18 protein-coding genes are annotated in these 21,139 nt (G+C 64.7%); 9 read left to right on the plus strand and 9 right to left on the minus strand.

The annotated features are described in order from the left end of the window. The first annotated feature begins 41 nt into the window (after positions 1-41). On the plus strand, positions 42-410 hold the full coding sequence (locus AWB79_RS27770; RefSeq protein ID WP_061170700.1) for a hypothetical protein: 369 nt from the start codon (positions 42-44) through the stop codon (positions 408-410). 289 nt (positions 411-699) lie between these two features. Next, positions 700-3,045, plus strand: a complete 2,346-nt coding sequence (locus AWB79_RS27775; protein ID WP_061170664.1) for a beta strand repeat-containing protein — start codon at positions 700-702, stop codon at positions 3,043-3,045. Between the two features lie 39 nt (positions 3,046-3,084). Here AWB79_RS27775 and AWB79_RS27780 read toward each other — a convergent pair whose 3' ends face one another. Then, complete coding sequence (locus AWB79_RS27780) at positions 3,085-4,791, minus strand: ShlB/FhaC/HecB family hemolysin secretion/activation protein (protein ID WP_061170701.1); 1,707 nt, start codon at positions 4,789-4,791, stop codon at positions 3,085-3,087. A 384-nt stretch (positions 4,792-5,175) separates the two neighbouring features. On the opposite strand from AWB79_RS27780, the gene AWB79_RS27785 reads away from it, so the two are divergent. Further along, on the plus strand, positions 5,176-7,575 hold the full coding sequence (locus tag AWB79_RS27785; protein WP_082862490.1) for an ATP-binding protein: 2,400 nt from the start codon (positions 5,176-5,178) through the stop codon (positions 7,573-7,575). A gap of 79 nt (positions 7,576-7,654) precedes the next feature. Here AWB79_RS27785 and AWB79_RS27790 read toward each other — a convergent pair whose 3' ends face one another. Continuing rightward, positions 7,655-8,812 (minus strand): porin, encoded by a 1,158-nt coding sequence (locus tag AWB79_RS27790; protein WP_061170666.1) that lies wholly within the window; start codon positions 8,810-8,812, stop codon positions 7,655-7,657. Positions 8,813-9,694: 882 nt separating this feature from the next. Here AWB79_RS27790 and AWB79_RS27795 point away from each other — a divergent pair. After that, positions 9,695-10,015: a hypothetical protein gene (locus AWB79_RS27795; RefSeq protein WP_074169442.1), complete on the plus strand. Its 321-nt coding sequence runs from the start codon at positions 9,695-9,697 to the stop codon at positions 10,013-10,015. 61 nt (positions 10,016-10,076) lie between these two features. On the opposite strand, the gene AWB79_RS27800 is transcribed toward AWB79_RS27795, so the two are convergent. The 4 genes from AWB79_RS27800 to AWB79_RS27815 form a co-directional block, all read right to left on the minus strand. Continuing rightward, positions 10,077-10,337, minus strand: coding sequence for a hypothetical protein (locus AWB79_RS27800; protein WP_061170668.1), 261 nt, complete (start codon positions 10,335-10,337; stop codon positions 10,077-10,079). 110 nt (positions 10,338-10,447) lie between these two features. After that, positions 10,448-11,887: an MFS transporter gene (locus AWB79_RS27805; protein ID WP_061170669.1), complete on the minus strand. Its 1,440-nt coding sequence runs from the start codon at positions 11,885-11,887 to the stop codon at positions 10,448-10,450. Positions 11,888-11,948: 61 nt separating this feature from the next. Further along, the gene (locus tag AWB79_RS27810; RefSeq protein ID WP_061170670.1) at positions 11,949-13,097 is read right to left on the minus strand and encodes a CaiB/BaiF CoA transferase family protein; all 1,149 of its coding nucleotides are present in this window, start codon (positions 13,095-13,097) and stop codon (positions 11,949-11,951) included. A 7-nt stretch (positions 13,098-13,104) separates the two neighbouring features. After that, entirely contained in the window at positions 13,105-14,046 is a 942-nt protein-coding gene (locus AWB79_RS27815) for a hydroxymethylglutaryl-CoA lyase (protein WP_061170671.1), read from the minus strand. Between the two features lie 122 nt (positions 14,047-14,168). On the opposite strand from AWB79_RS27815, the gene AWB79_RS27820 reads away from it, so the two are divergent. After that, positions 14,169-15,071 carry a LysR family transcriptional regulator gene (locus AWB79_RS27820; protein WP_061170672.1) on the plus strand — a complete coding sequence of 301 codons (903 nt, stop codon included), beginning with the start codon at positions 14,169-14,171 and terminating at the stop codon, positions 15,069-15,071. Here AWB79_RS27820 and AWB79_RS27825 read toward each other — a convergent pair. Then, positions 15,068-15,406 (minus strand): cupin domain-containing protein, encoded by a 339-nt coding sequence (locus tag AWB79_RS27825; protein WP_061170673.1) that lies wholly within the window; start codon positions 15,404-15,406, stop codon positions 15,068-15,070. The genes AWB79_RS27820 and AWB79_RS27825 overlap by 4 nt on opposite strands. A 67-nt stretch (positions 15,407-15,473) precedes the next feature. Continuing rightward, positions 15,474-15,770, minus strand: a complete 297-nt coding sequence (locus tag AWB79_RS27830) for a hypothetical protein (RefSeq protein ID WP_061170674.1) — start codon at positions 15,768-15,770, stop codon at positions 15,474-15,476. Positions 15,771-15,901: 131 nt separating this feature from the next. On the opposite strand from AWB79_RS27830, the gene AWB79_RS27835 reads away from it, so the two are divergent. Beyond that, positions 15,902-16,957, plus strand: a complete 1,056-nt coding sequence (locus AWB79_RS27835) for a DMT family transporter (protein ID WP_061170675.1) — start codon at positions 15,902-15,904, stop codon at positions 16,955-16,957. Here AWB79_RS27835 and AWB79_RS27840 read toward each other — a convergent pair. After that, positions 16,954-18,342 (minus strand): FAD-binding oxidoreductase, encoded by a 1,389-nt coding sequence (locus AWB79_RS27840; protein ID WP_061170676.1) that lies wholly within the window; start codon positions 18,340-18,342, stop codon positions 16,954-16,956. The genes AWB79_RS27835 and AWB79_RS27840 overlap by 4 nt on opposite strands. A 99-nt stretch (positions 18,343-18,441) precedes the next feature. Between AWB79_RS27840 and AWB79_RS27845 the strand changes: the two genes are divergently transcribed. From AWB79_RS27845 to AWB79_RS27855, 3 genes are all read left to right on the plus strand, one after another. Next, the gene (locus tag AWB79_RS27845; RefSeq protein ID WP_061170677.1) at positions 18,442-18,714 is read left to right on the plus strand and encodes a hypothetical protein; all 273 of its coding nucleotides are present in this window, start codon (positions 18,442-18,444) and stop codon (positions 18,712-18,714) included. 86 nt (positions 18,715-18,800) lie between these two features. Continuing rightward, complete coding sequence (locus tag AWB79_RS27850; RefSeq protein WP_061170678.1) at positions 18,801-19,700, plus strand: LysR substrate-binding domain-containing protein; 900 nt, start codon at positions 18,801-18,803, stop codon at positions 19,698-19,700. Between the two features lie 164 nt (positions 19,701-19,864). Continuing rightward, positions 19,865-21,139, plus strand: a complete 1,275-nt coding sequence (locus AWB79_RS27855; RefSeq protein ID WP_061170679.1) for an MFS transporter — start codon at positions 19,865-19,867, stop codon at positions 21,137-21,139.

The following is a 21,139-nucleotide window of genomic DNA, read 5'->3' on the forward strand; positions in this document are numbered from 1 at the left end:
GCGCCATGCTATCGTCGATGCGTCATTCCGGTGTCGCCATCATGAGCCAAGTGCGCTATCCCCTCGGACCCGACGACCGGGTGCATCTGCTGTGCTGGCTCACTTGCGGATTCCTTGGCGCCTACTATCTCGAAGGCGAGTGGCCCGACACCTCGTTTCGCGTGCGCGCCGCGCATCGCTGGCTCGACCGGCATCATCGCGCGGCGGATTGGATCGAGGTCGCGCGCCTGTCGGCCACGGCGCAGGCGCTCGCCGCGCGCTTCGCCACCACGCTCGACGCCGAGGCCTCGCGCGGCGACATCGAGCGCATTCTCGAAGGCGAGGATCTCGACTACGAAAGCGCACTCGTCCAGCGCGTCTATCACGAATGCTGGATTGAGCTGAGCAGCCGGCGCAAGCCGTCCGCATAGCGCCTTTTCCGCATCCTTCAGTCTTTTTCCCCCGCAAAAGCCGTTCAATTTTCATGCCGCGCCGCGCGTGCGCCCCGATGCGCCTCGCGTCGCGGCCCTGCCATTTTTTTGAGCCGCACGAATGTGCGGAATCCCACATTGACGCACAAGGCGCAGGGCTACCATCGGCGCGCCTGCTCGTACGTCGATGTTCGCGCCTCCCGACCGTGACTGCATCGGCGGGGCGAAAAGCGGCTACACCGTCAGCGGCCAAGAACGATGAAACCAACGACACCGAACGGAGGTAGCCATGCAGCGCAGCATTCGTCCGCTTCATTTCCATCGCGTGCGCCTGAGACCAGTCGCGATGCTCCTGGCCGGCCTGTCGTGCGCCAGTCTCGCCAATGCCGCGCCGCCCTTGCCGAGCGGCGGCCAGTTCGTCGCGGGCAGCGGCGCGATCACCGGCGGCGGCACCGGGCAGTCGATGACCATCAACCAGACCACGTCGCGCGGCGTGGTCACCTGGGACAGCTTTTCGATAGGCGGCGGGCGTCAGGTCACGTTCAACAACGGTAGCGGCGCGACGCTCAATCGCGTGACCGGCGTCGATCCGTCGGTGATTCTCGGGCAACTGAACGCGACCGGCAGCGTCTATCTCGTCAACCCGCAAGGCGTGCTCGTCGGGCCCGGCGGCGTGGTCGCGACGGGCGGGCGCTTCGTCGCGTCGGCGCTCGACATCGACAACAACGCATTCATGCAGGGCGGACCGCTCACGCTGTCGGGCGGCGGTAATGGCATGGTCATCAATCTCGGGCAGATCGGTTCGAGCGGCGGCGACGTGTTCCTCGTGTCGCGCACGGCGGCCGTCAATGGCGGCAGCATCAGCGCGCCACAAGGCACGGCCGAACTCGCGACCGGCAATCAGGTGTTGTTGCAGGACTCGTCCGGCGGGCAGCAGGTTTTCGTGCAGGCCGGCAGCGGCGGCACCGCGATGAACGGCGGCGCGATCCAGGCGGCGCAGGCGAGCCTGCAAGCCGCCGACGGCAACGTCTACGCGCTGGCCGGCAACAGCAGCGCGATCCGCGCGACCGGCACCGCGACGCGCGACGGCCATGTCTGGCTGGTCGCCGATCAGGGCACGGTGCACGTGAACGGCGCGGTCGCCGCCGCGAACGCGAACGGCAGCGGCGGCACGGTGGAAACGCACGCGAACGCGCTCGACCTGACGGGCGCGGACGTGCGCGCGGGCACCTGGAAGCTCGGCGCGCCGGCCTTCAGCGTCGATTCGTCGAACGCGGACGCGCTCGCGCGCAGCCTGAGCAACGGCACATCGGTCGACGCCGAAAGCAGCAGCGGCGATTTGAGCGTGAACGGCAATGTGCAATGGAGCGGTAACGCATCGCTCACGCTCGGCGCGGCGCACGGCGTGTCGATCGGCGCGGGGTCGGTCATCGGCAACACCGGCAATGGCAATCTCACGCTGCGCGCGGATTCGGCCGGCGCCGACAACGGCGGCGGCGTGACCAACAGCGGCACGATCGACTGGTCGAAGAGCGGCGGCATCGTCAGCATGCTCTACGACATGAACGGCGGCTACTCGCCCGGCACGCTGCTCACGAACAGCGGCTGGAGCGCCGCGCCGTATAGCGGACTCGTCACGCAGATCACCGCGTACAAGCTCGTCAACACGCTCGGCGATCTCGCCGCCGTGTCGCAGAATCTCGCGGGCAACTACGCGCTCGGCCGCGATATCGACGCGAGCGGCACCGACTATCCGAACTACTTCACGCCGATCGGCCAGACGACGGCCGCACCCTTCACCGGACAGTTCGACGGCTTCGGCCACACCATCGACCAGCTTCAGACAACGTCCGACTTCACCAACGACTATTTCGGCATGTTCGGCGTGATCGGCGCGAGCGGCGTCGTGCGCAATCTGAATCTGACCAATGGCGGCACGGGCGGCTACTCGTCGGGCGGGCTCGGGCTGCTCGCGGGGCTCAACAACGGGCTCGTCACCTACGTCAACACCTCGGGCAGCGTCGGGCAGAACGGCTTCGGCGGGTCCGGCTCGGGCGGGCTCGTCGGGGTGAACGACGGCGTCATCGAGCGTTCAGCGAGCACGGCGGAGGTCGGCTATCAGTCGCCGGCCGGCGGGCTCGTGGGCGTGAACAACGGCACCATCGCGCAGTCGTACGCGACCGGCCTGACGCGCGCCGGCACGCACGGCGAGACCGGCGGCCTCGTCGCGTACAACACCGGCCTCATCACGCAGTCTTACGCGACGGGCGGCGTCGGCGGATTCGGCGGCGGCGGTCTCGTGTACGACAACGGCGCGACCGGCGTGATCAACGAATCGTTCGCGATCGGGCAAGTGGGCGGCGGCGGGCCTCCGGGCGATCCGGAAGGCGGTATCGCGGGTTACAACCAGGGCGCGATTCACAACAACGTCTACTGGAACCGCGACACGACGAGCCGCACGAGCGCCGCCGGCTCGAACTCGGGCACGACGCCGCCCGATTCGAACGGACTCTCCACGGCTCAAATGAGCAACGTCGGAAATTATCTCGACTGGAACATTCCGGCCGGCGGCGTGTGGGCGATGCCCGCGGGCGCGACGCATCCGATTTTGCAATGGCAGCAGGCGCAGCCTTGATGCATTGACCGGACGGCGCGCCGTGCGCCGTCCTTCGCATCAGCTTCCGATCACCAGAAAAATCTCGCCCACCGGCGCTTTCGATCCGTTCGGCACCACGGCCTTCAGCGGAAAGCCATACGTTCCGCGAAAGCTGACGAAGCGACCGATCTGCACGCGCACGCCCGCGCCGACGCTCGCCAGCGACGCATCGTTCACCTCGCCCGCCTCGGGAATGCGATTCCACACGTGGCCGGCGTCGAAGAACACGAACGGCTGCATGGCCGCGATGCCCGCCGATATGGCGGGTGCGCGCAACTCCGTCTGCACGTTCCAGCCGCGATCGCCCTGCGCGGAATACGGCTCGTAGCCACGCACGGTGGCGTCGCCGCCGAGACCGAGCTCTTCGCTCGGCAACAGCGTGCTGCCGGTCCATTGCGCGAGTCCGCGCGCCGATAGCGAAAATCCCGACTTGCCCAGCGGCATGTCGCGCTGCGCCGACAATTGCATGTACTGATAGCGCGGCTTCGCGCCGAGCCGCGCGGCATCGTAGGCGTCCTCGTTGCTGTCGCTGTCGAAGTAGCCGGGACTCACGAAGAGCGATGCATTCAGATGCGTGTCGCCGGATGCGTCGCTGTTCGCGAGATCGTAGGCAAGGACGAACTGATGGATATGGGTGTTCGCATTGAACACCTGAAAGCCGCCGAATTCGAGGTCGTTGTTCGAGCGCTTGAAGTCGTAGCCCAACTGCACCTGCTGCTGCCACGCGCCCGCGTGGTCGAGCGGCGGCAGGCGCCAGTCGTAGCGAAAACTGATCTGCGAACTCAGGCCGGTCTGCCCGTAACTGTCGGGCAGGCGCGGCGTGCTTTCGGCGAATACGCCAAACAGTTCGACGCGGTCCAGCCAAGGCAGCGGCGCGATCAGGTTGAACGCGTGCGCGATGTAACGCGGCCGGTCCGGCCGCCCTTCGATATCCGGATTGCCGCTCAACAGGTCGTTACTCGCGGTCATCTGATAGCCGATGCGCGCATCGATGCCGAAGAGATTGCCGTAGTCGAATCCCGCGAGCACGCGATCGCGTCCGAGATCGCGCACGCCGTCGTTGTTGTAGCCGCCATAGATGCGAAACGGAAAGCGGTCTTCGGTCTGCAGCACGACATCGGTCGAATCGGGCGCGGCGCCGGGCGCGTAAATCACGTCCACGTGCCGGTACGGATTCGCATTGAGCAGCGCGAGACCGGACGCGACGTCGGCCTCGCGGATCGGCTCGCCGTGTGCAAGCGGCATCTCGCGCGTGAGCAGCGCATCGGAGAAATGGCGATTGCCCTTCGGTATCACGCGCCCCGCGCGAAATTCCGCGATGACGATCTTCACGACCCCGTTGCTCACGTCCTGCTCGGGCACATAGACATCGACGAGCGGCTGGCCCGCATCGCGATAAAGCCGCACGACCGCGCGACGAATCTCCGCGAGTCGCGCGAAGGTAAGCGGCCTGTGAAGATCGGCTGCGAAGCCGTCGAGAAATTCGGACGTGAGCAAGGGCACGCCCGACGCGGTGATCGCGCCATCCGCCGACGACTGTACAGACGTCGATCTCGTATCCGCCCGTGCGAAAGCGATGCCTCGCAGATCTTCGATCGCGATCTTGCGCGAGTCGTCAGCGGGCTCCGGCGGCGACGGCGACGCGCGCGGCCGTTCGAGCGCCGGCGGCGCGATCGGCGCGACATCGCGATACGACTGCGCGGCGGCATCGCGTGCCTGTAACATGCAGGCGATCGCGGGCAAAAGCACTGTTGTGACGATGCGTGCGCGTGTCAATTTTGCGGCGTTGATCGCGTAGGTCGGCCTCGCATGGTATCAGCGGGCGGCACGCGACGGGCGCACGCGATTCGACGACGTCGCGGAACGCTTCATGCAACGAGCGAACCCATGTTGCTCGTGAAGAAAGCATGCGCATCCGCCGCCTTTTTTGTGGGCTGGATGCTTCGCGTAGAAATGACCCGGCGCAAGCCGCGCATCATGTAGAAATCACCTGACGCGAAGGCGACACATGCGTCACGACACACCACGCGTGTTTCTTCCTGACGCCCGACCCATCTATGATTGAATGACGGGTCCATTCACGAGCCAAACCGCCTTGCCAGGACGATGATGGACAAAACTTCCACCGCCGGCGCCACCGGCTCCGACACGCCGAACGCCACGATTCAGGCTGAATGCGCGCGCGAGCCGATTCACATTCCGGGCGGAATCCAGCCTCACGGCGTGTTTTTCGGCGTGGATGCGCATTGCCACATCCTGCAGGTCAGCGCCAACGTCGAGCAGTTCGCGCATCTCGCGCCCCAAGCATGCCTCGGCCGCGCGCTGTCCGATCTGCTCGGCCAGCACGCGAGCGAGCGCGCGAGCGCGGGTCTGAAGCAACTCGCGCAACTCGCGCGCGACGGCACGGCGCTGCATGTCGGCAACGTGGTCATCGAAGGCTGGACGCCGCGCGGACCGCTCGCGATCGTCGTGCATCGGTACGAGGGACTGCTGTTCGTCGAAGTGGAGCCCGCGCAGGACACCGCCGACGTGTTCTCCACGATGTACCCGCTCGTGCGTTCCTTCGTCACCGAAGTGCAAACCATGCGCACGGTCGAGCAACTCTGCCAGTTCGCCGCGACGGAGATCGCGCGCATCACCGGGTTCGGACGCACGCTCGTCTATCAGTTCGATGAGGAAGGCCACGGCAACGTGCTCGCGGAAGCGCTCGAAGCGGGCTATCCGTCGTATCTGAACCAGCACTTTCCCGCCTCCGACATTCCCGCGCAGGCGCGCGAGCTATATCGAAAGAATCGCATCCGGCTGATCTCGAACGCCAACTACGAAGCAGCGCCGCTCGTGCCTATGCTGCATCCGGCGACCGGCCGCCCGACCGACCTGACCTACGCATCGTTGCGCAGCGTGTCGCCGGTGCATCTGCAATACATGCGCAACATGGGCACGCTCGCGTCCATGTCGATGTCGATAGTCGTCGACGACAAGCTCTGGGGCCTGATTTCCTGTCACCACGCGACGCCGCGCCTGCCGCCGTTCGAAGTGCGCACCGCGTGCGAACATGTCGCGCAGATCGTGTCGCTGCAGATCGAGGCGCGCGAGACGCAGGCTGAAGCGCAATATCGGCTCGAACTGCGCCGCATGCTCTCGACGCTGCTTTCCTCGATGGCGAACACCGACAGTTTCGTGGAAGCGCTCGTGAGCGACGCATCCGGGCTGCTCGGCTTCACGCGCTCGTCGGGCGCGGCCGTGATCTTCGAAGGGCGCACGTCGCTGGTCGGCATGACGCCGGACGAGCACAGCGTGAGAGCGCTGGTCGACTGGCTCGACGATCAGAGCGAGGACGTGGTGTTGTCCGACCGCGCCTCGCAGGATTGCCCCGCGCTCTCCGATTCACCCGACGTGGCCGGCTTTCTCGCGGTATCGATCTCGAAGATCTATCGCAACTATGTGATCTGGTTCCGCCGCGAAGTGGTCCAGACAATCGAATGGGCGGGCGATCCGCGCGCGAAACTCACGGGACTGGCCGCTTCGCTCTCGCCGCGCATGAGCTTCGACACGTGGACGGACGTGGTGCGCAATCGCTCACTGCCCTGGCGCGCCGCCGAACGCGAAATCGCGCTGGAGTTTCGCGCGGCCGTGCTCGGCATCGTGCTGCGGCGCGCGGAGGAAATCGCGCAGCTCGCCACAGAACTGGGCCGCGCGAATCACGAGCTCGAAGGTTTCTCGTACACCGTGTCGCACGATCTGCGCGCGCCGCTGCGGCACGTGGTGAGCTTTGCGGACCTGCTCGGGCAGATCGACGGCGAAAAGCTGTCCGAGCGCGGCCGTGGCTATTTGCAGCGCATCGTGACGTCGGCGCGCTTTGGCGGACGTCTCGTCGACGATCTGCTCTCGTTCGCGCAACTCGGCCGCGCCGTGCTGCGCCCGCACACGGTCGATGTCCACGCCCTCGTGCATACCGTGGTTCAGAACGACATCGACGAACACGCGTCGGCGCGCGTGCGCTGGCGCATCGCCGCGCTGCCGCCCATCGAAGCGGATCACGTGTTTCTGCACGTCGCGTTCGCCAACGTCATGTCGAACGCCGTGAAGTTCAGCGGGCAGCGCGAGCAGCCGGATATCGAAGTCGGCGCCGAGGACGGCAGCGGCGAACTCGTCGGCCATGTCGTCTATTTCGTGCGCGACAACGGCGTGGGCTTCGACATGCGTTACGTCGACAAACTGTTCGGCGTGTTCCAGCGCCTGCACGTGAACGATCAGTTCGATGGCACGGGCATCGGGCTCGCGAACGTGCGGCGGATCGTCGAGCGGCATGGCGGGCGCGCGTGGGCCGAAGGCGCACCGGATCGCGGCGCCACCTTCTACATGGCGCTGCCGAAGCAGTTCCGCCCCGAGAGCGGCGTGCGGCGCGATACCGCCGCTTCGGCGCTCGCGCGGCTCGCGGCGGGCACGGGCGGCGCGGGGCACGACATCGGGCAGCTCATCCGGCGCTCGGAGCAGGACGGGAAGTGACGCGCCATGCAAAACGGCCGCGATCTCATCGATCGCGGCCGTTTCGCTTTCTGTAACGCTATGCGGTGTTACGCGACGCTCAGAAGCGGTGACGCAGACCCACCGTCGCGGCAACCTGATTGCCCGTCGACGACGGCGACAGCGTGTTGATCATCGCCACATTGGCGCCCGCATTGCCCAGCTCGCCCGACGCGTGCTGATACACGCCTTCGACGTACACGTCGGTGCGCTTCGAGAGCGAGTAGTCAGCCTGCAGCGAAACCGTGTGCCACTTCGGATCACCCGTGCCGTTGGCGCCCGTCACCTTGCCGTCCGTGTACGTGTACGCGGCGTCGAGGCTCAGCGCCGGGGTCAGCGCGTAACGGCCGTTCAGCTCGAAGTTGTTCATGTGCAGGTTCGAGTTGCCCGGCAGCGCGAACGACGTGCCGCCTTGCGATGCGGCCAGCAGGTTGTCGTAGTGGGTGTTGGTCCACACGAAGCCGACCGTCGCCGGGCCGTAGGTGTAGTTCACGCCCGCGCCGAAGGTGCGCTGCAGTTCGGCCGTCAGATTCGCGTTGTTGCCCTGACCGGCGGAAACCGCGCCGTTAGCGTTCAGGTTGTTGCGCGAGTTATTCGTCTGCAAATATGCAGCCGCGACATTCAGAGGACCATTGCCGTACGAGACGCCCGCGCTCCATGCGCGGTTGTTCGCGAACTGGCCGGCGTCGTTCGAAAAGCCATACAGGCCGCCGAACTTGAAGCCCCCGTAATTCACGCTCTGGTATTTGACCGAGTTCTTGATCGAGAACGAATGATCGAGATTATCGTTGTCGAACGGATGCGCGGTCAGATTATTGCCATAGCCCGCACCTGCTTCGGCGAGGGGCGACAGATAATCGACCATCGAATCATATTGGCGGCCGAGCGTGACCGTACCGAATTGATCGTGTTGCAAACCGACATATGCCTGGCGGTTGAACATCGTATTGCTTTCGTTGAAGCGGCCGTTATTGAGGTTGAAGCCGCTCTCCAGCTTGAAGAGCGCGTGCAACCCGCCGCCCAGATCTTCGCTGCCCTTCAGTCCGAAGTACGTGTCCGAAACCGCGCCACTGCCCTGCTGCCAGTTGTTATGCCCGCCCGCGTTGTTGGTGTAGACGAGACCTGCGTCCATCGTGCCGTACAGCGTGACGCTGCTCTGCGCGTGGGCAGCCGCGGTAAAAGTGCCGAGAATGCCCGCGATGAGAAGGGTTTTTTTCATGGTTCTCTAGTGTCCTGTTAAAGCTAAAGCGAAAGCTTCCCGTGTGTCACGGACCGAATGGCCGCGTATTGCCTTCAGGAAACTGGGACACACTTTATGCGACGACCCCTTGAAAGTGTCGGCGCATCACACGCAATAATCATTTGCTGAATTTGCGAAAGGGTCCGCGAGGGCCTTAACACTCTTTTAAGGTCAAGCGCTTAGCCGGCATGGCGCGTATTTGATCCCCGATTTGCTGTTGCACATGCACGACGTTATTAATGCGAATCCAGGAGAAGATCATTGCGCCGCGTGAGGTTTATATCGACCGACACGGTTGTTAAGCTTGTTCGCGTCAACAGATCTCCGAGAAGATTTTCTGAGGACACGGAGCGGTTTCGCGAGAGGAGACCGCTCCGTTTTAAGCTGCCTCGATATCGGATTGTTCGTTCTTCGAATCCGACGCCGAGTCGCGCATTCGATTTTTTTCATGCGCTTTAGATTTGCGCGCCGTCCGATTAATTCGGCAATCCTTATTTATCGGCGAATGCTTTCAACTTCCTGTCGTTTAATGTTTTACCCACATGAAAACGGTTCGCATTTAGAAAATGCAACCATTTCAGCGGGCGATATGTTCTTCGGAATATCCCGTCTGTTTTGAAATTTTTTCCCGGATTGCGCGTCTGTTCACCACAATCCGGGACCGAAAGGCAGCGGATACGAACAATTTTTTGCGCCCACCCCGTGAAAATGTAACGCCCTGGAAAACGTTTGCAGACTCGCTCTGCGGCGAATCGGCCATGGTTGGAGTTTCAATTCGAAACATTTGGAGCAGGGTCAATCCGGATAATCGGTACGTCGATTGCTTGTTATGTGGACTCGATTACCTAGCCGGAAATGCAAATGAAACGAAGCGCCAACGCAACCTCCGTCCCAGCCTTCCGACAGCGACGACCCGCTCAACTCGCCGAGAGCGAATTGCGTCATCTGGAAATGATCCTGTCGAATTTCGTAGAACGCAGCGCGTCTTCGGACCGGCTGCCGACCCGCTATTGGGACATGCGCGTCGCTCAGCTCGACGCGGAATACGATCTCGTGCCGTCGCAGAGTCAGCGCGTAGCTTCCCTGCAACGCAAGCTCGCCCTGCTCGATTCGGCGCTCGATGACGCGTCGTCCGCCGCCGACGTACAGGAAGGTCAGCAAAGCCGACGCGCAGCGGCCTGAAGCGTGCCGGCTTTCGCGTGACGAAGACGGCTAGCTTCGTCGCGGCGCCTAACCACGAAAATCACGCCGGCGCCTGCACCCAGTTGTCGACGAATGCGCGCCCCGCCGTGTGTGCGCTCATCAACGCCTCATCCACGGACGCGAAGTTCCGATAGCGTCTGCTCTCGACACAAAGCGGTGAAAATGCGGTCACCGGTCTTCCCGACCGGCTGATGGTCACGACGGCCAGATACTGCACGGACTCGGGAGCAGGCACGAGCCGACTACTCGTCTCGATTGCGACTTCGAGCACGAAGCCTTTGTGGTTGTAGGACCGAATCATCGAGGCACCCCGCCGCTATCAGCCGAGCTGAAGGATCGCGCCGTGCGCTTGTGACGAAAGCGAAATGCACGGCGTCATTGATTCAGATAGCATACGGCGTTCCGCGACGCTCAGTGATTCAGCTCTTCGAGACGCAACCCGTTGGTCTTCGGCCCGAACACGCCGATCGCCAGCGCCACGAGCAGCATGCACACCGTAATGCCGGTGAACACGCCCGGCACGCCGAAGTCCTTCAGCAGCGACGCGATGATGAACCCCGACATCATCGCGCCCGCGCGGCTCGCCGAGTACACGATGCCGCTCGCCCGGCAGCGCACAGCCGTTGGAAACAGCTCGGTCTGATACGCGTGATAGCACACCGAGATGGTCTGCCCCGCGAGCGAGATCAGCACGCCGAGCGCAATGAGCGCCGCGGGCGACTTCATCTGCCCGAACGCGAGGCCGCTCGCGATCACGACGAGCGCGCCGCCGACGATCAGATATTTGCGCTGGATGCGGTCGGCGTAAAACATCGCGAAGAGCGGTCCGATGGGCAGCGCGAACGCGATGATGAACGAATACAGCAGGCTCTTCGTCACGTGAATGCCCTGCCCGACGAGCAGCGTCGGCACCCAGTTGGCGAAGCCGTAATAGCCGATCGCCTGACAGAAATTGAAGACGATCAGCATGATGAGGCGCGAGCGATACGGTGCGACGAACAACTCGCCGAGCGACGCGCGCCGGTGCGCGGGCTGATCGACCACGGGCGCGGGCGCCGGCAGCGGCGCGCCCGATTCGCGCTCGACCGCGCGTTCGATATCGCTCACGATCCGCTCGCCCTGCTCGACCCTGCCGTGCATCGCGAGCCAGCGCGGGCTTTCCGGCACCGCGCGGCGGATGAACCATACGACCACCGCGCCGACCGATCCCGCGAGCACCACGATGCGCCATCCGTCGAGCCCGAACACGGTTTCCGGCACGAGCCAGTACGACAGGATCGCGGCGACGGGCGCGGCAGCGAACATCACCATCTGATTGAACGCCATCGCCCGGCCGCGCATGTGCTGCGGCACGAGCTCGGTCACGTAGCTGTCGATGGTGACGATCTCCACGCCCACGCCGATGCCCGTCACGAAGCGCCAGAAGATCACGCCTTCGGGCGTGGTCTGGAACGCCATGATCGCCGAGCCGATCGAGTACCAGAGCAGCGAGTACGTGAATACGCTGCGCCGCCCGCAGCGGTCCGGCAGCCAGCCGAAAAAGAACGTGCCGATAAAGAGCCCGGCAAAGGTCGCCGCGATGAAACCCGCGATGCCCGTGAAGCCGAAGAACGCATGCGTCGTGGTTTGCAGCAGGCCGCTTTTGGCCATGCCCGGCGCGACATAGCCAGTGAAGATCAGGTCGTAGATTTCGAAGAAGCCGCCGAGCGAGATGAGAAACACGAGCATCCACAGATGCCGCGTGACCGGCAGTCGATCCATGCGCGCGGAAATCTGCGCGCCCGGCGCCGCGTGAACGTGAATGCCGGGCGATGCGAGCGGCTCCGCGACCGCGCTGAAAGTTGGCTGCATTGCTTTGTCTCCATGTGTTTCGAAGGCGCGGTGTTTTTATGATTGCGCCCGTCGCGATGTGTTAAGCCGTCACGCGTTTCGTCATGCGCCCGAGCACTTCCTCCGTATGCTCGCCGACGCGCGCGAGCGCTTGCCGCACGCCGGGCCGGCGTCCGCCCATCGTGAGCGGCAAGAGGACGACATCGGTGGTGCCGCCGTCGTCGGTCTGCATCGGCACGAGGCCACCGCTTTCCTTCAGATGCGGATCGTCGAGCAGTTGCTCGGGGCGCATGATCGGCGCGTACGGAATGCCGGCCGCTTCGAGTTTCGGCGCGAGTTCCTCCGCGCGATGTTGCGCGAGGATCTCGCCGAGTCGCTCCAGCAAGTGCGGGCGCACCGCGACGCGCATCGCGTTGGTCGCGAACCCCGGTTCCCGCGCGAGATCCGGGCGCTCCAGCACGTCGCACAGCGTGACGAACTGCTTGTCGCTGACCGCGCCGATGAACAACTGCTCGCCTTCGGCCAGCGTGAAAACGTCATACACGCTCCACGCCGATACGCGCGACGGCATCGGCGGCGGCGCTTCGCGCGTCATTGCGTATTGCTGCATGTGCTGCGCCGAGAGGAACACGCAGTTTTCGAACAGCGCGCTCTGCACTTCCTGGCCGCGTCCGGTGAGATCGCGCTCGCGCAGCGCGGCGAGCACACCGATCGCGCCGAACATGCCGCCCATGATGTCGTTCACCGACGTCCCCGCGCGCAGCGGCCTGCCCGCCGGACCGGTCATGTAGGCCAGACCGCCCATCATCTGCACGACTTCGTCGAGCGCGAGGCGCTTTTCGTACGGGCCGGGAAGAAAGCCCTTGTGCGACACGTAAATGAGCTTCGGATGCGTCTTCGAGAGCGTCTCGTAATCGAGTCCGAACTTGGCCATCAGCCCGGGACGGAAGTTTTCGAGCAGCACGTCGCATTCGCCGATCAGTTCGAGCGCGGTTTCGCGCCCTTCTTCGGTATTGATGTCGATGACCACGCTCTTCTTGTTGCGATTGAACGAGCGAAAGAAGCCGATGCCGAGCCCCGGCAGATTGCGCGTCTTGTCGCCGCCGGGCGGCTCGATCTTGATGACTTCCGCGCCGAGATCCGCGAGGATCATGCCGCAGGTCGGGCCCATCACCATATGCGTGAATTCGATCACGCGAATGCCTTCGAGCGGCAAAGTTGAATGAGTCATGTCGTCCTCAGGCTTCGATTGCAGTGTTCGATTCGTAAGTGACCGGCAAGCCCGCGAGCGCGAGCGCGCCGTGCAGCGTTTCGCCTTCGAGCCAGCGCGCGAGTTTCGCGCGCAGCGTCAGCAAGGCAGAGATGTCAATGCCGGTTGCAACGCCCATGTCGGCGAGCATGAACGCGAGGTCCTCGCTCGATGCGTTGCCGCTCGCGCCCGGCGCATGCGGACAGCCGCCGATGCCAGCGAGCGTTGCATCGAAACGCGCGACGCCGGTTTCCAGCGCGGCGAATACGTTGGCGAGCGCGAGGCCGCGCGTGTCGTGAAAGTGGCCGCACCAGAAGCGCTCGCCCGCGATATCGCGCGCCTTCGCAAAGAGTTCGCGCACGGCGCGCGGACCGGCATAACCGACCGTGTCCGCGATGGACACGCGATCCGCGCCCGCATCGAGCAAGGCCTGCATGTAGCGCAGCACATCGGCTTGATCGACGCGGCCCTGAATCGTGCAGCCGAACGCCGTGCCGATGCCGCCCTCGATCAGCGTCTTCGCGCCCGCCGCATCACGCGCGGCGCGCATGCGGGCGACTTCCGCGACCACGTCCTCGGGCGTCTTGCGCAGATTCGCGAGACTATGTTCGCGGCTCGCGGAAAGCGGCACGAGCATCAGATCCGCCTGCGTTTCGATGGCGCGCTCCGCGCCCTTCAGATTCGGCACGAGCACCGATACGAACAGTCCCGGCAGCGTCTTCGCATGCGCGACGAGTTCGGCGGTGTCGGCGAGTTGCGGCAGAAGGCGCGCGGGCACGAACGATCCGACTTCGATTTCGCGCTGTCCGGCGGCGTGGGCATGGTCGATCCATTCGATCTTGCGTTCGGTCGGCACGATCGTCCGAATGCTTTGCAGGCCGTCGCGCAGCCCCACTTCGCGGATCACGGCGTTCTGTGGGAACGCGGGCATGGTGTCGTCTCCCTATCGTCTTTGTATGGCCTCGACTTTAGAGATTCCGCAAATGCCCTAAAAGCGGTATTTTGGAAGGTCCATGCTTCCGGTTCGGAACGTCAGATGAATTACGATCGACCATGCGCGATATCGACCTCAAAACGCTGCGCCTCTTCGTGACGGTGTGCGAACACCAGAACATCGCGCGGGCGGCGCAGGAATCGCATATCGAGCCATCCGCGATCAGCAAGCGCATCGCGCAACTCGAAACCTCGCTCGGCGTGCCGCTGTTGTCGCGCTCGCGGCGCGGCGTGGAGCCGACGCCCGCGGGCATCGCGCTGCTGGAGCACGCGCGCAGCGTGCTTTTCACGATGGAGCGCATCGCCAACGATGTCGCCGCGTTCGGCGGCGGCCTGCAGGGGCGCGTGAGCATCTGCGCGTCGGCATCGGCGATAGCGGAAGCGCTGCTCGACGACATCGCTTCGTTCATGCGCGAGAGCGCGAATCAGAACATCAAGGTCGATGTGGAAGAGCGGCTCTCGCACGATCTGGTGCGGCAGTTGCGCGAGGGTGTCGCGTCCGTCGGCGTGTGCTGGGACAGCGTGGATTTGCGCGGCTTGCAGCATCGCCCATACCGGCGTGACCGGCTCGCGCTCGCCGTGCCCGCCGATCATCCGTTCGCGCGGCTAAGCGCGGTGAGCTTCGAGGAATCGCTCGAATTCGAGCATGTGGGATTGCCGCCCGCGACCGCCGTTCACACCATGCTGCAGCGCGCGGCCGCGCAGGCGGGCAAGACCATGTCATACCGCGTGATCGTGTCGAGTTTCGACGCGGCGTTTCGCGTGGTCGCGGCGGGTTTGGGCGTGAGCGTGGTGCCGATGGAAGTGGCGGGCGCGTATCGTCAGGCGCTCGGCGTCGAAGCGATACCGCTATCCGATGCCTTCGCGGAGCGCCGCTTCGTCGTGTGTTTCAGGGACTTCGACGCGTTGCAGCCGGCGGCGCAACGGCTCGTCGAGCATCTGGAAACGCGGGCTTTGCGTTAGCGCGGCGCGGCGCAGAAAACCGTTTCCGCATCCTTTTTCTCGACGGTCAGATTGACCGAGCGCGCGCCGCCGGGTCGCGTGCAATGCGGCTTGCCCGCCGGCACGGTAAGCAACTGTCCGGCGCGCAACTCGACGTCGCCTTCCTGGAACCCGATGACGAGCGTGCCTTCGATCGCCATGAAGGTCTCGTCCGAGTTCGGATGAAAGTGCCATCGATACGGCGCGTCCATCACGCTGATGTGGACATCGTGATCGTTGACGCTCGAAATGACGCGGTTGATGTAGCCGTCGCGCGCGGCATCGGCGATGGCTGCGTAGTCGATGATCTGAGTCATTCGTTCAGGCTAACGCAACGCGGGAAACGCTACAAACGAGTATTTCTAACGTTGTTGCGAATGGCATTCACGCCCCATTCGCCAGGCCAGGATCGTTCACCGCGCTCGCCCGCCCCATGATCGCGTCGATATTTCCGATGGCAGGCTGCGCATAGTGCACAGGCGGCGCTTCGGGCGGCAGCGGCGCGGGGCCGGAATCGGTCGCGCGCGCATAGACCGGCAGCGGCGCCGCGCTTTGTGCGCTGGAGGCAACCGGAAACACCGGCCCGCCCGTGATACCTACGCCGATAAACGGATGCGCCTGCGCTACGGTGGCCAGCCCGAGCAGTTTGACGGCCAGCATGAAATGTTTGATCGCGTTCATTTGCTCGTCTCCGGCGTTGCAGTTGTTTGTCGATGGACGCATTCTGCGCGGCGAGAATGAGCAAAAAATGAGAGCGTTCCCCGCAATTTGCCGGACCAACGGGATGCCCCGGTCGATTTAGACTGAACCTCATGCAGAACCGATATACCGCGATTCTCATCGCCCTCACCGCCGCCGCGCTCTTCGGCGCGACCACGCCCATCGCCAAGGCGCTGCTCGGTCCGATGCCGCCATTCATGGTCGCCGGCCTGTTTTATCTGGGCAGCGGCATCGGCCTCGGCGCGGTTCTGCTCGGCCGCCGCATCATGCGAGCGAAGTCGGCAGGCGTGCGTCCGCGCGAACTCGCGTGGCTTGTCGGCGCGATCGCGTTCGGCGGGGTCGCGGGTCCCGCCTTGCTGATGCTCGGCCTGACGAGCACGCCCGCCGCGACCAGCGCGCTTCTGCTCAATCTCGAAGGCGTGCTGACCGCGCTCATCGCGTGGATCGTGTTTCGCGAGAACGTGGATGTTTCCGTGTTTCTCGGCATGGTCGCGATCGTCGCGGGCGGCGCGGTGCTCGCGTGGCAACCGGGCGGCACGCAAACCTCGGGCGGCGCGCTGCTGATCGCGCTGGCGTGCCTGTTCTGGGCCATCGACAACAATCTGACGCGCAAGATTTCCACCGCCGACGCCACCGTCATCGCCTGCGCGAAAGGGCTCGTCGCGGGCGCGACGAACCTCGGCATCGCGCTCGCGATGGGCGCGCATCCGCCCGCGCCGCATGTCGCGCTCGCCGCGATGGCGACCGGTTTCGGCGGCTACGGCGTGAGTCTCGTGTTGTTCGTGATCGCGCTGCGTCATCTCGGCACGGCGCGCACCGGCGCGTACTTCTCGGTCGCGCCGGTGTCTGGCGTGGCGCTCTCACTCGCGATCTGGCCGCAAGCGCCGGGCCTCGCGTTCTGGTGCGCCGCCGCGCTGATGGCGCTCGGCGTGTGGCTGCACGTGCGCGAACGGCACGAGCACGAACACACGCATGAGCGGCTCGAACATACGCATCGCCATACGCACGACGAGCATCATCGGCACGAGCACGACTTTCCGTATTCCGGCGACGAACCGCATACGCACGCGCACGTGCATCTGCCGATCACGCACACGCACGCGCATTTCCCCGACATTCACCACCGCCATTCGCACAAGCGCGGCTAGAACACCTTGCCGGGATTGAGCAGGCCGAGCGGATCGAGCGCGGCCTTGATCGCGCGCATCGAGGCGATATCGGCGTCGCGGCGCACGAGGTGCAGATACTCGCGCTTCTTCACGCCGATGCCGTGCTCCGCCGAGATCGAGCCTTCGAACTCGCGTGTGACGTCGTAGATCACGCGGTCGACGTCGTCGTGATCCTGCTTGCCGCGGCCCGGCACGTCCACCACGATATGGATGTTGCCGTCGCCCAGATGGCCGTAGGTCATCACGATCGCGTCGGGCCAGTGCGCGCGCAGACGCGCCTCGCATTGCTGCGCGGCGTCGCCGACCTGCGCGATGGAAAAGCTCACGTCGTAGGCGGCATGGTTCGGAATGAAGCGGTCGTATTCGCCGGGCGCGTCGCGAATCGCCCAGAAATCGCGTGCGTGCGCTTCCGTCGATGCAATCGCCGCGTCGCTCACGATGCCCGCTTCGAGCATCGCGCCGAGAAACTCCTCGAAGGCTTCGTTGTGGCGCACGGGATCAGCGCCGACGCTCTCGAGCAGCACATAGAACGGATGCGCTTCGGCCAGCGGCGCGCGCAGAGTCGAGAGGTTCGCGATGACCGTATCGTGATAGCCCGCCCACATCACCTCGAACGCCGACACGCCCGCCGCGAGGCTCGCCTGCGCGCGCGTGAGCAACGTGGTGACGGCGGCGAAGTCCGGCAGGCCGCACCATGCGGTCGCCGTGGCCGTCGGCTGCGGGCGCAGCCGCAACACGACGCGCGTGATGACCGCGAGCGTGCCTTCGCTTCCGATCAGCAAGTGCCGCAAGTCGTAGCCGCTGTTGTTCTTGATCATCTTGTTCAGCCCGCCGACGATCTCGCCGCTCGCGAGCACCGCTTCCACGCCGAGCACCTGATCGCGCATCATGCCGTACTTGATGACGCGGTTGCCGCCCGCATTGGTCGCGAGATTGCCGCCGATCGAGCAACTGCCGCGCGCACCGAGATCGAGCGGAAAGTAGAAGCCGGCCGCGCTCGCCGCTTCCTGAACCACTTGCAGCGGCGTGCCGGCTTCGACGGTCATGGTGGCGGACACGGCATCGATCTCGACGATGCGATTCATGCGGTCGAGACTCAGCGCCACTTCGCCGCCGAGCAGATTCGCGCCGCCGACGAGACCGGTGAGTCCGCCTTGCGTGACCACCGTTTGCTTGTGCTTCGAGCAGATGGCGAGCGCCTGCGCGACTTCATCGGTGGTGCGCGGGCGGATGATCGCGAGCGGCGTCGCGCCGGGCACGCCGCTCCAGTCGGCCACGCGCCGGTCGCCGAATTCGTCGGGCAGCGCCACGACCTGCGCGCCGAGCGCTTCACGCAATGCCATTACCGCTTCGCTTGCCGCCATGCGTTGTCTCCGTTCGTTGTTTCGAGTTGATGGGCGATGCGCTAGTTTGAACCAAAACGAGCGAGAATTAGCGGCCAACCTTCTTCGGGGAGCATTGCGATGGAACGGGCAGATTACGAAAGCGCGCTGGATCAGCTCGTCGGCGCGGCGGAACTCGTCGCGTCGGGCGCGGCCGACGAAGCCCAACGCGCGCAGGCCTTCGAGATGCTGGCGTTTTTCCGCTTGCGCCGGACGCGCATCGGAACGCCGGCGACATCCGACGATGAGTTGTTCAAGGACACCGCCATTGCCGCGCTCACGATGGCCGGGCGCCGGGAATATCTCGCCGCCGCCGCGCTGCTGGATCAGGCGCGCGGCCTGTCGGGCGGCTAGCGCTTTCGAAAATTGACGGGTCCGGCGTTCGGCTATGCTGCACGCATCTCATCCGAAAGTCGCGCAACACGCTCGCGCCACCTGTCATGGCTCTCTCTCCGCTGCCGCCGCTCGCCTGCCTGCAAGCCTTCGAAGCCAGCGCGCGATATCTGAGCTTCACGCGCGCGGGGCAGGAGCTGCATCTGTCCACGAGCGCGGTGAGCCGTCAGATCTCACAGCTCGAAGGCTTTCTCGGCCGCCGGCTGTTCGTGCGCGAGCACAACGCGCTGCGGCTCACGCCCGCGGGCGAAACCTACGCCGTCGACGTGCGGCGCATGCTGGAGCTGTGCACCAGCGTCACGTCGAGCCTGATGGCGCGCGTCGTCAAGTCGCGCCTCACCGTGTCGTGCACGGCGGGACTGTCCGCGTTCTGGCTCGCGCCGCGCATCGGCTCGTTCATCGACGCCAATCCCGATGTCGAGCTGCGCATCATCGTGCGCGACCATTTCGGCGTGGTTTCGCCGGCGGAGTACGACGTCGGCGTCTTCTACCTGCGTCAGGCCGACGTGCCCGGCACGCACACGAAAAAGCTCTTCGACGAGGAAGTGTTTCCCGTCTGCTCGCCGTCCTATCTCGATGGCCGCACCCTCGCGCCCGTCGAGTTGCTGTCTTGCACCTTGCTCGTTCTGGAAGACGCCGAGCGAAGCTGGATGTCGTGGCATAGCTGGTTCGAGCGCGCCGGGCTCGAACGGCCGGCGTTCAGTCAGACGATCATCGTGAACAGCTATCCGCTCATCGTGCAGCTTGCCGCGCATGGCAAGGGCGTCGCGCTCGGCTGGAAGCGCGTGATCGATCCGCTCATCGAACATGGCGCGCTCGTGCGCGCATCCGACTCGCACGCGACCATGGGCGGCGCGTACTTCGTCACGTGGCCCTCCGAACGCGCGGAGACGCCGGCCGCACGACGCTTTCGCGACTGGGCCATCAGCCAGGCCGCATCCATCTGAGCTGCGCCCGGACCGGCTTGCGTTTTTTGCAAGCGCGTTTGCGAAATTAGCGTTATGGCTTCGCCATCTCGAAAATTACATTGATCCCGTGACGATTCGCGAACGCTCACCTCGCTCAACGACTATTCGGAGAGGTCCAGATGGCAACTGGTGCATCAAACGAGATGCTGGTGGCCGGGCAGCCGCCCGCACGGACAGTGACTCGCCGGCAGGCGATCCTCGCGACGGTGATCGGCAGCGGTCTGGAGTGGTTCGATTTCTCCGGCTACGCCTTTTTCGCCGCGATCATCGGCAAGCTGTTCTTTCCCTCGGGCAACGAGACCACTTCGCTGCTGCTGGCGCTCGCCACGTTCGGCGTCGGCTTCGTCATGCGGCCGCTCGGCGGCATCGCGTTCGGCATCTATGCCGACAAGGTCGGACGCAAGCGCGCCCTGTCGCTCGCCATGCTGGTGATGGCGCTCGGCTCGGCGATCATCGCGTTCGCGCCGACGTATGAATCCATCGGCATTGCGGCGCCGTGCCTCATCGTGATCGCGCGGCTGTTGCAGGGCTTGTCGGCGGGCGGCGAGATGGGCGGCGCGACCGCGTTTCTCACCGAGCACGCGCCCGCGAACCGGCGCGCGTTCTATTCGAGCTGGATCCAGACGAGCGTGGGTTTCGCGGTGGTCATCGGCAGCCTCACCGGCACGCTCATCACGACGAGCCTGTCCGCCGAATCGCTGACCTCCTGGGGATGGCGCATTCCGTTCGTGATCGGGATGCTCGTCGCGCCCGTCGGCTACTACATCCGGCTGAAGATCGACGAGACGCCCGAGTTCAAGTCCGAGAAGCATCACACCAACACGCCGCTGCGCGACGTGATTCGCGAGTATCCGCGCGGCGTGATCTCCAACCTGCTGATGGTCGTGCTGTGGACCGTCTGCACTTACGTGATCCTGTTCTATATCCCGACTTACGTCGTGAAGTATCTGCACATGACGCAGCGCGAAGGGTTCACGTCGGGCATCGTCAGCGGCGTCGTGCTGATGGTGATGGCGCCGGTGTTCGGCGCGCTCTCCGACAAGGTCGGCAAGCAGCGCGTCGTCTCGGTCGCCGCGCTGATCATCCTGATCGCCAGCTATCCGCTGTTCTCGCATCTGATCAGGTCGCCCGACTTCACCACGCTGCTGATCTTCCAGGCGATCTTCGGCGTGTTGATCGCCGCGTACACCGGCCCGATTCTCGCGCTGTTCACCGAGATGTTCCCGAGCCGCGTGCGCACGACCGGTTTGTCGCTCGCCTATAACGGCGCGGTGACCATCTTCGGCGGCTTTGCGTCGTTCATCATCACGTGGCTCACGCAGGCCACCGGCGACGCCGAATCCGCGTCTTACTACATCATCTTCGCGGCGGTCGTGAGTCTGATCGGCACGCGCCTGATGAAGCCCCACCAGTCCTGA

Origin of the sequence: Caballeronia hypogeia, from assembly GCF_001544875.2 — a bacterium.
GTDB classification, from domain to species: Bacteria; Pseudomonadota; Gammaproteobacteria; order Burkholderiales; family Burkholderiaceae; genus Caballeronia; species Caballeronia hypogeia.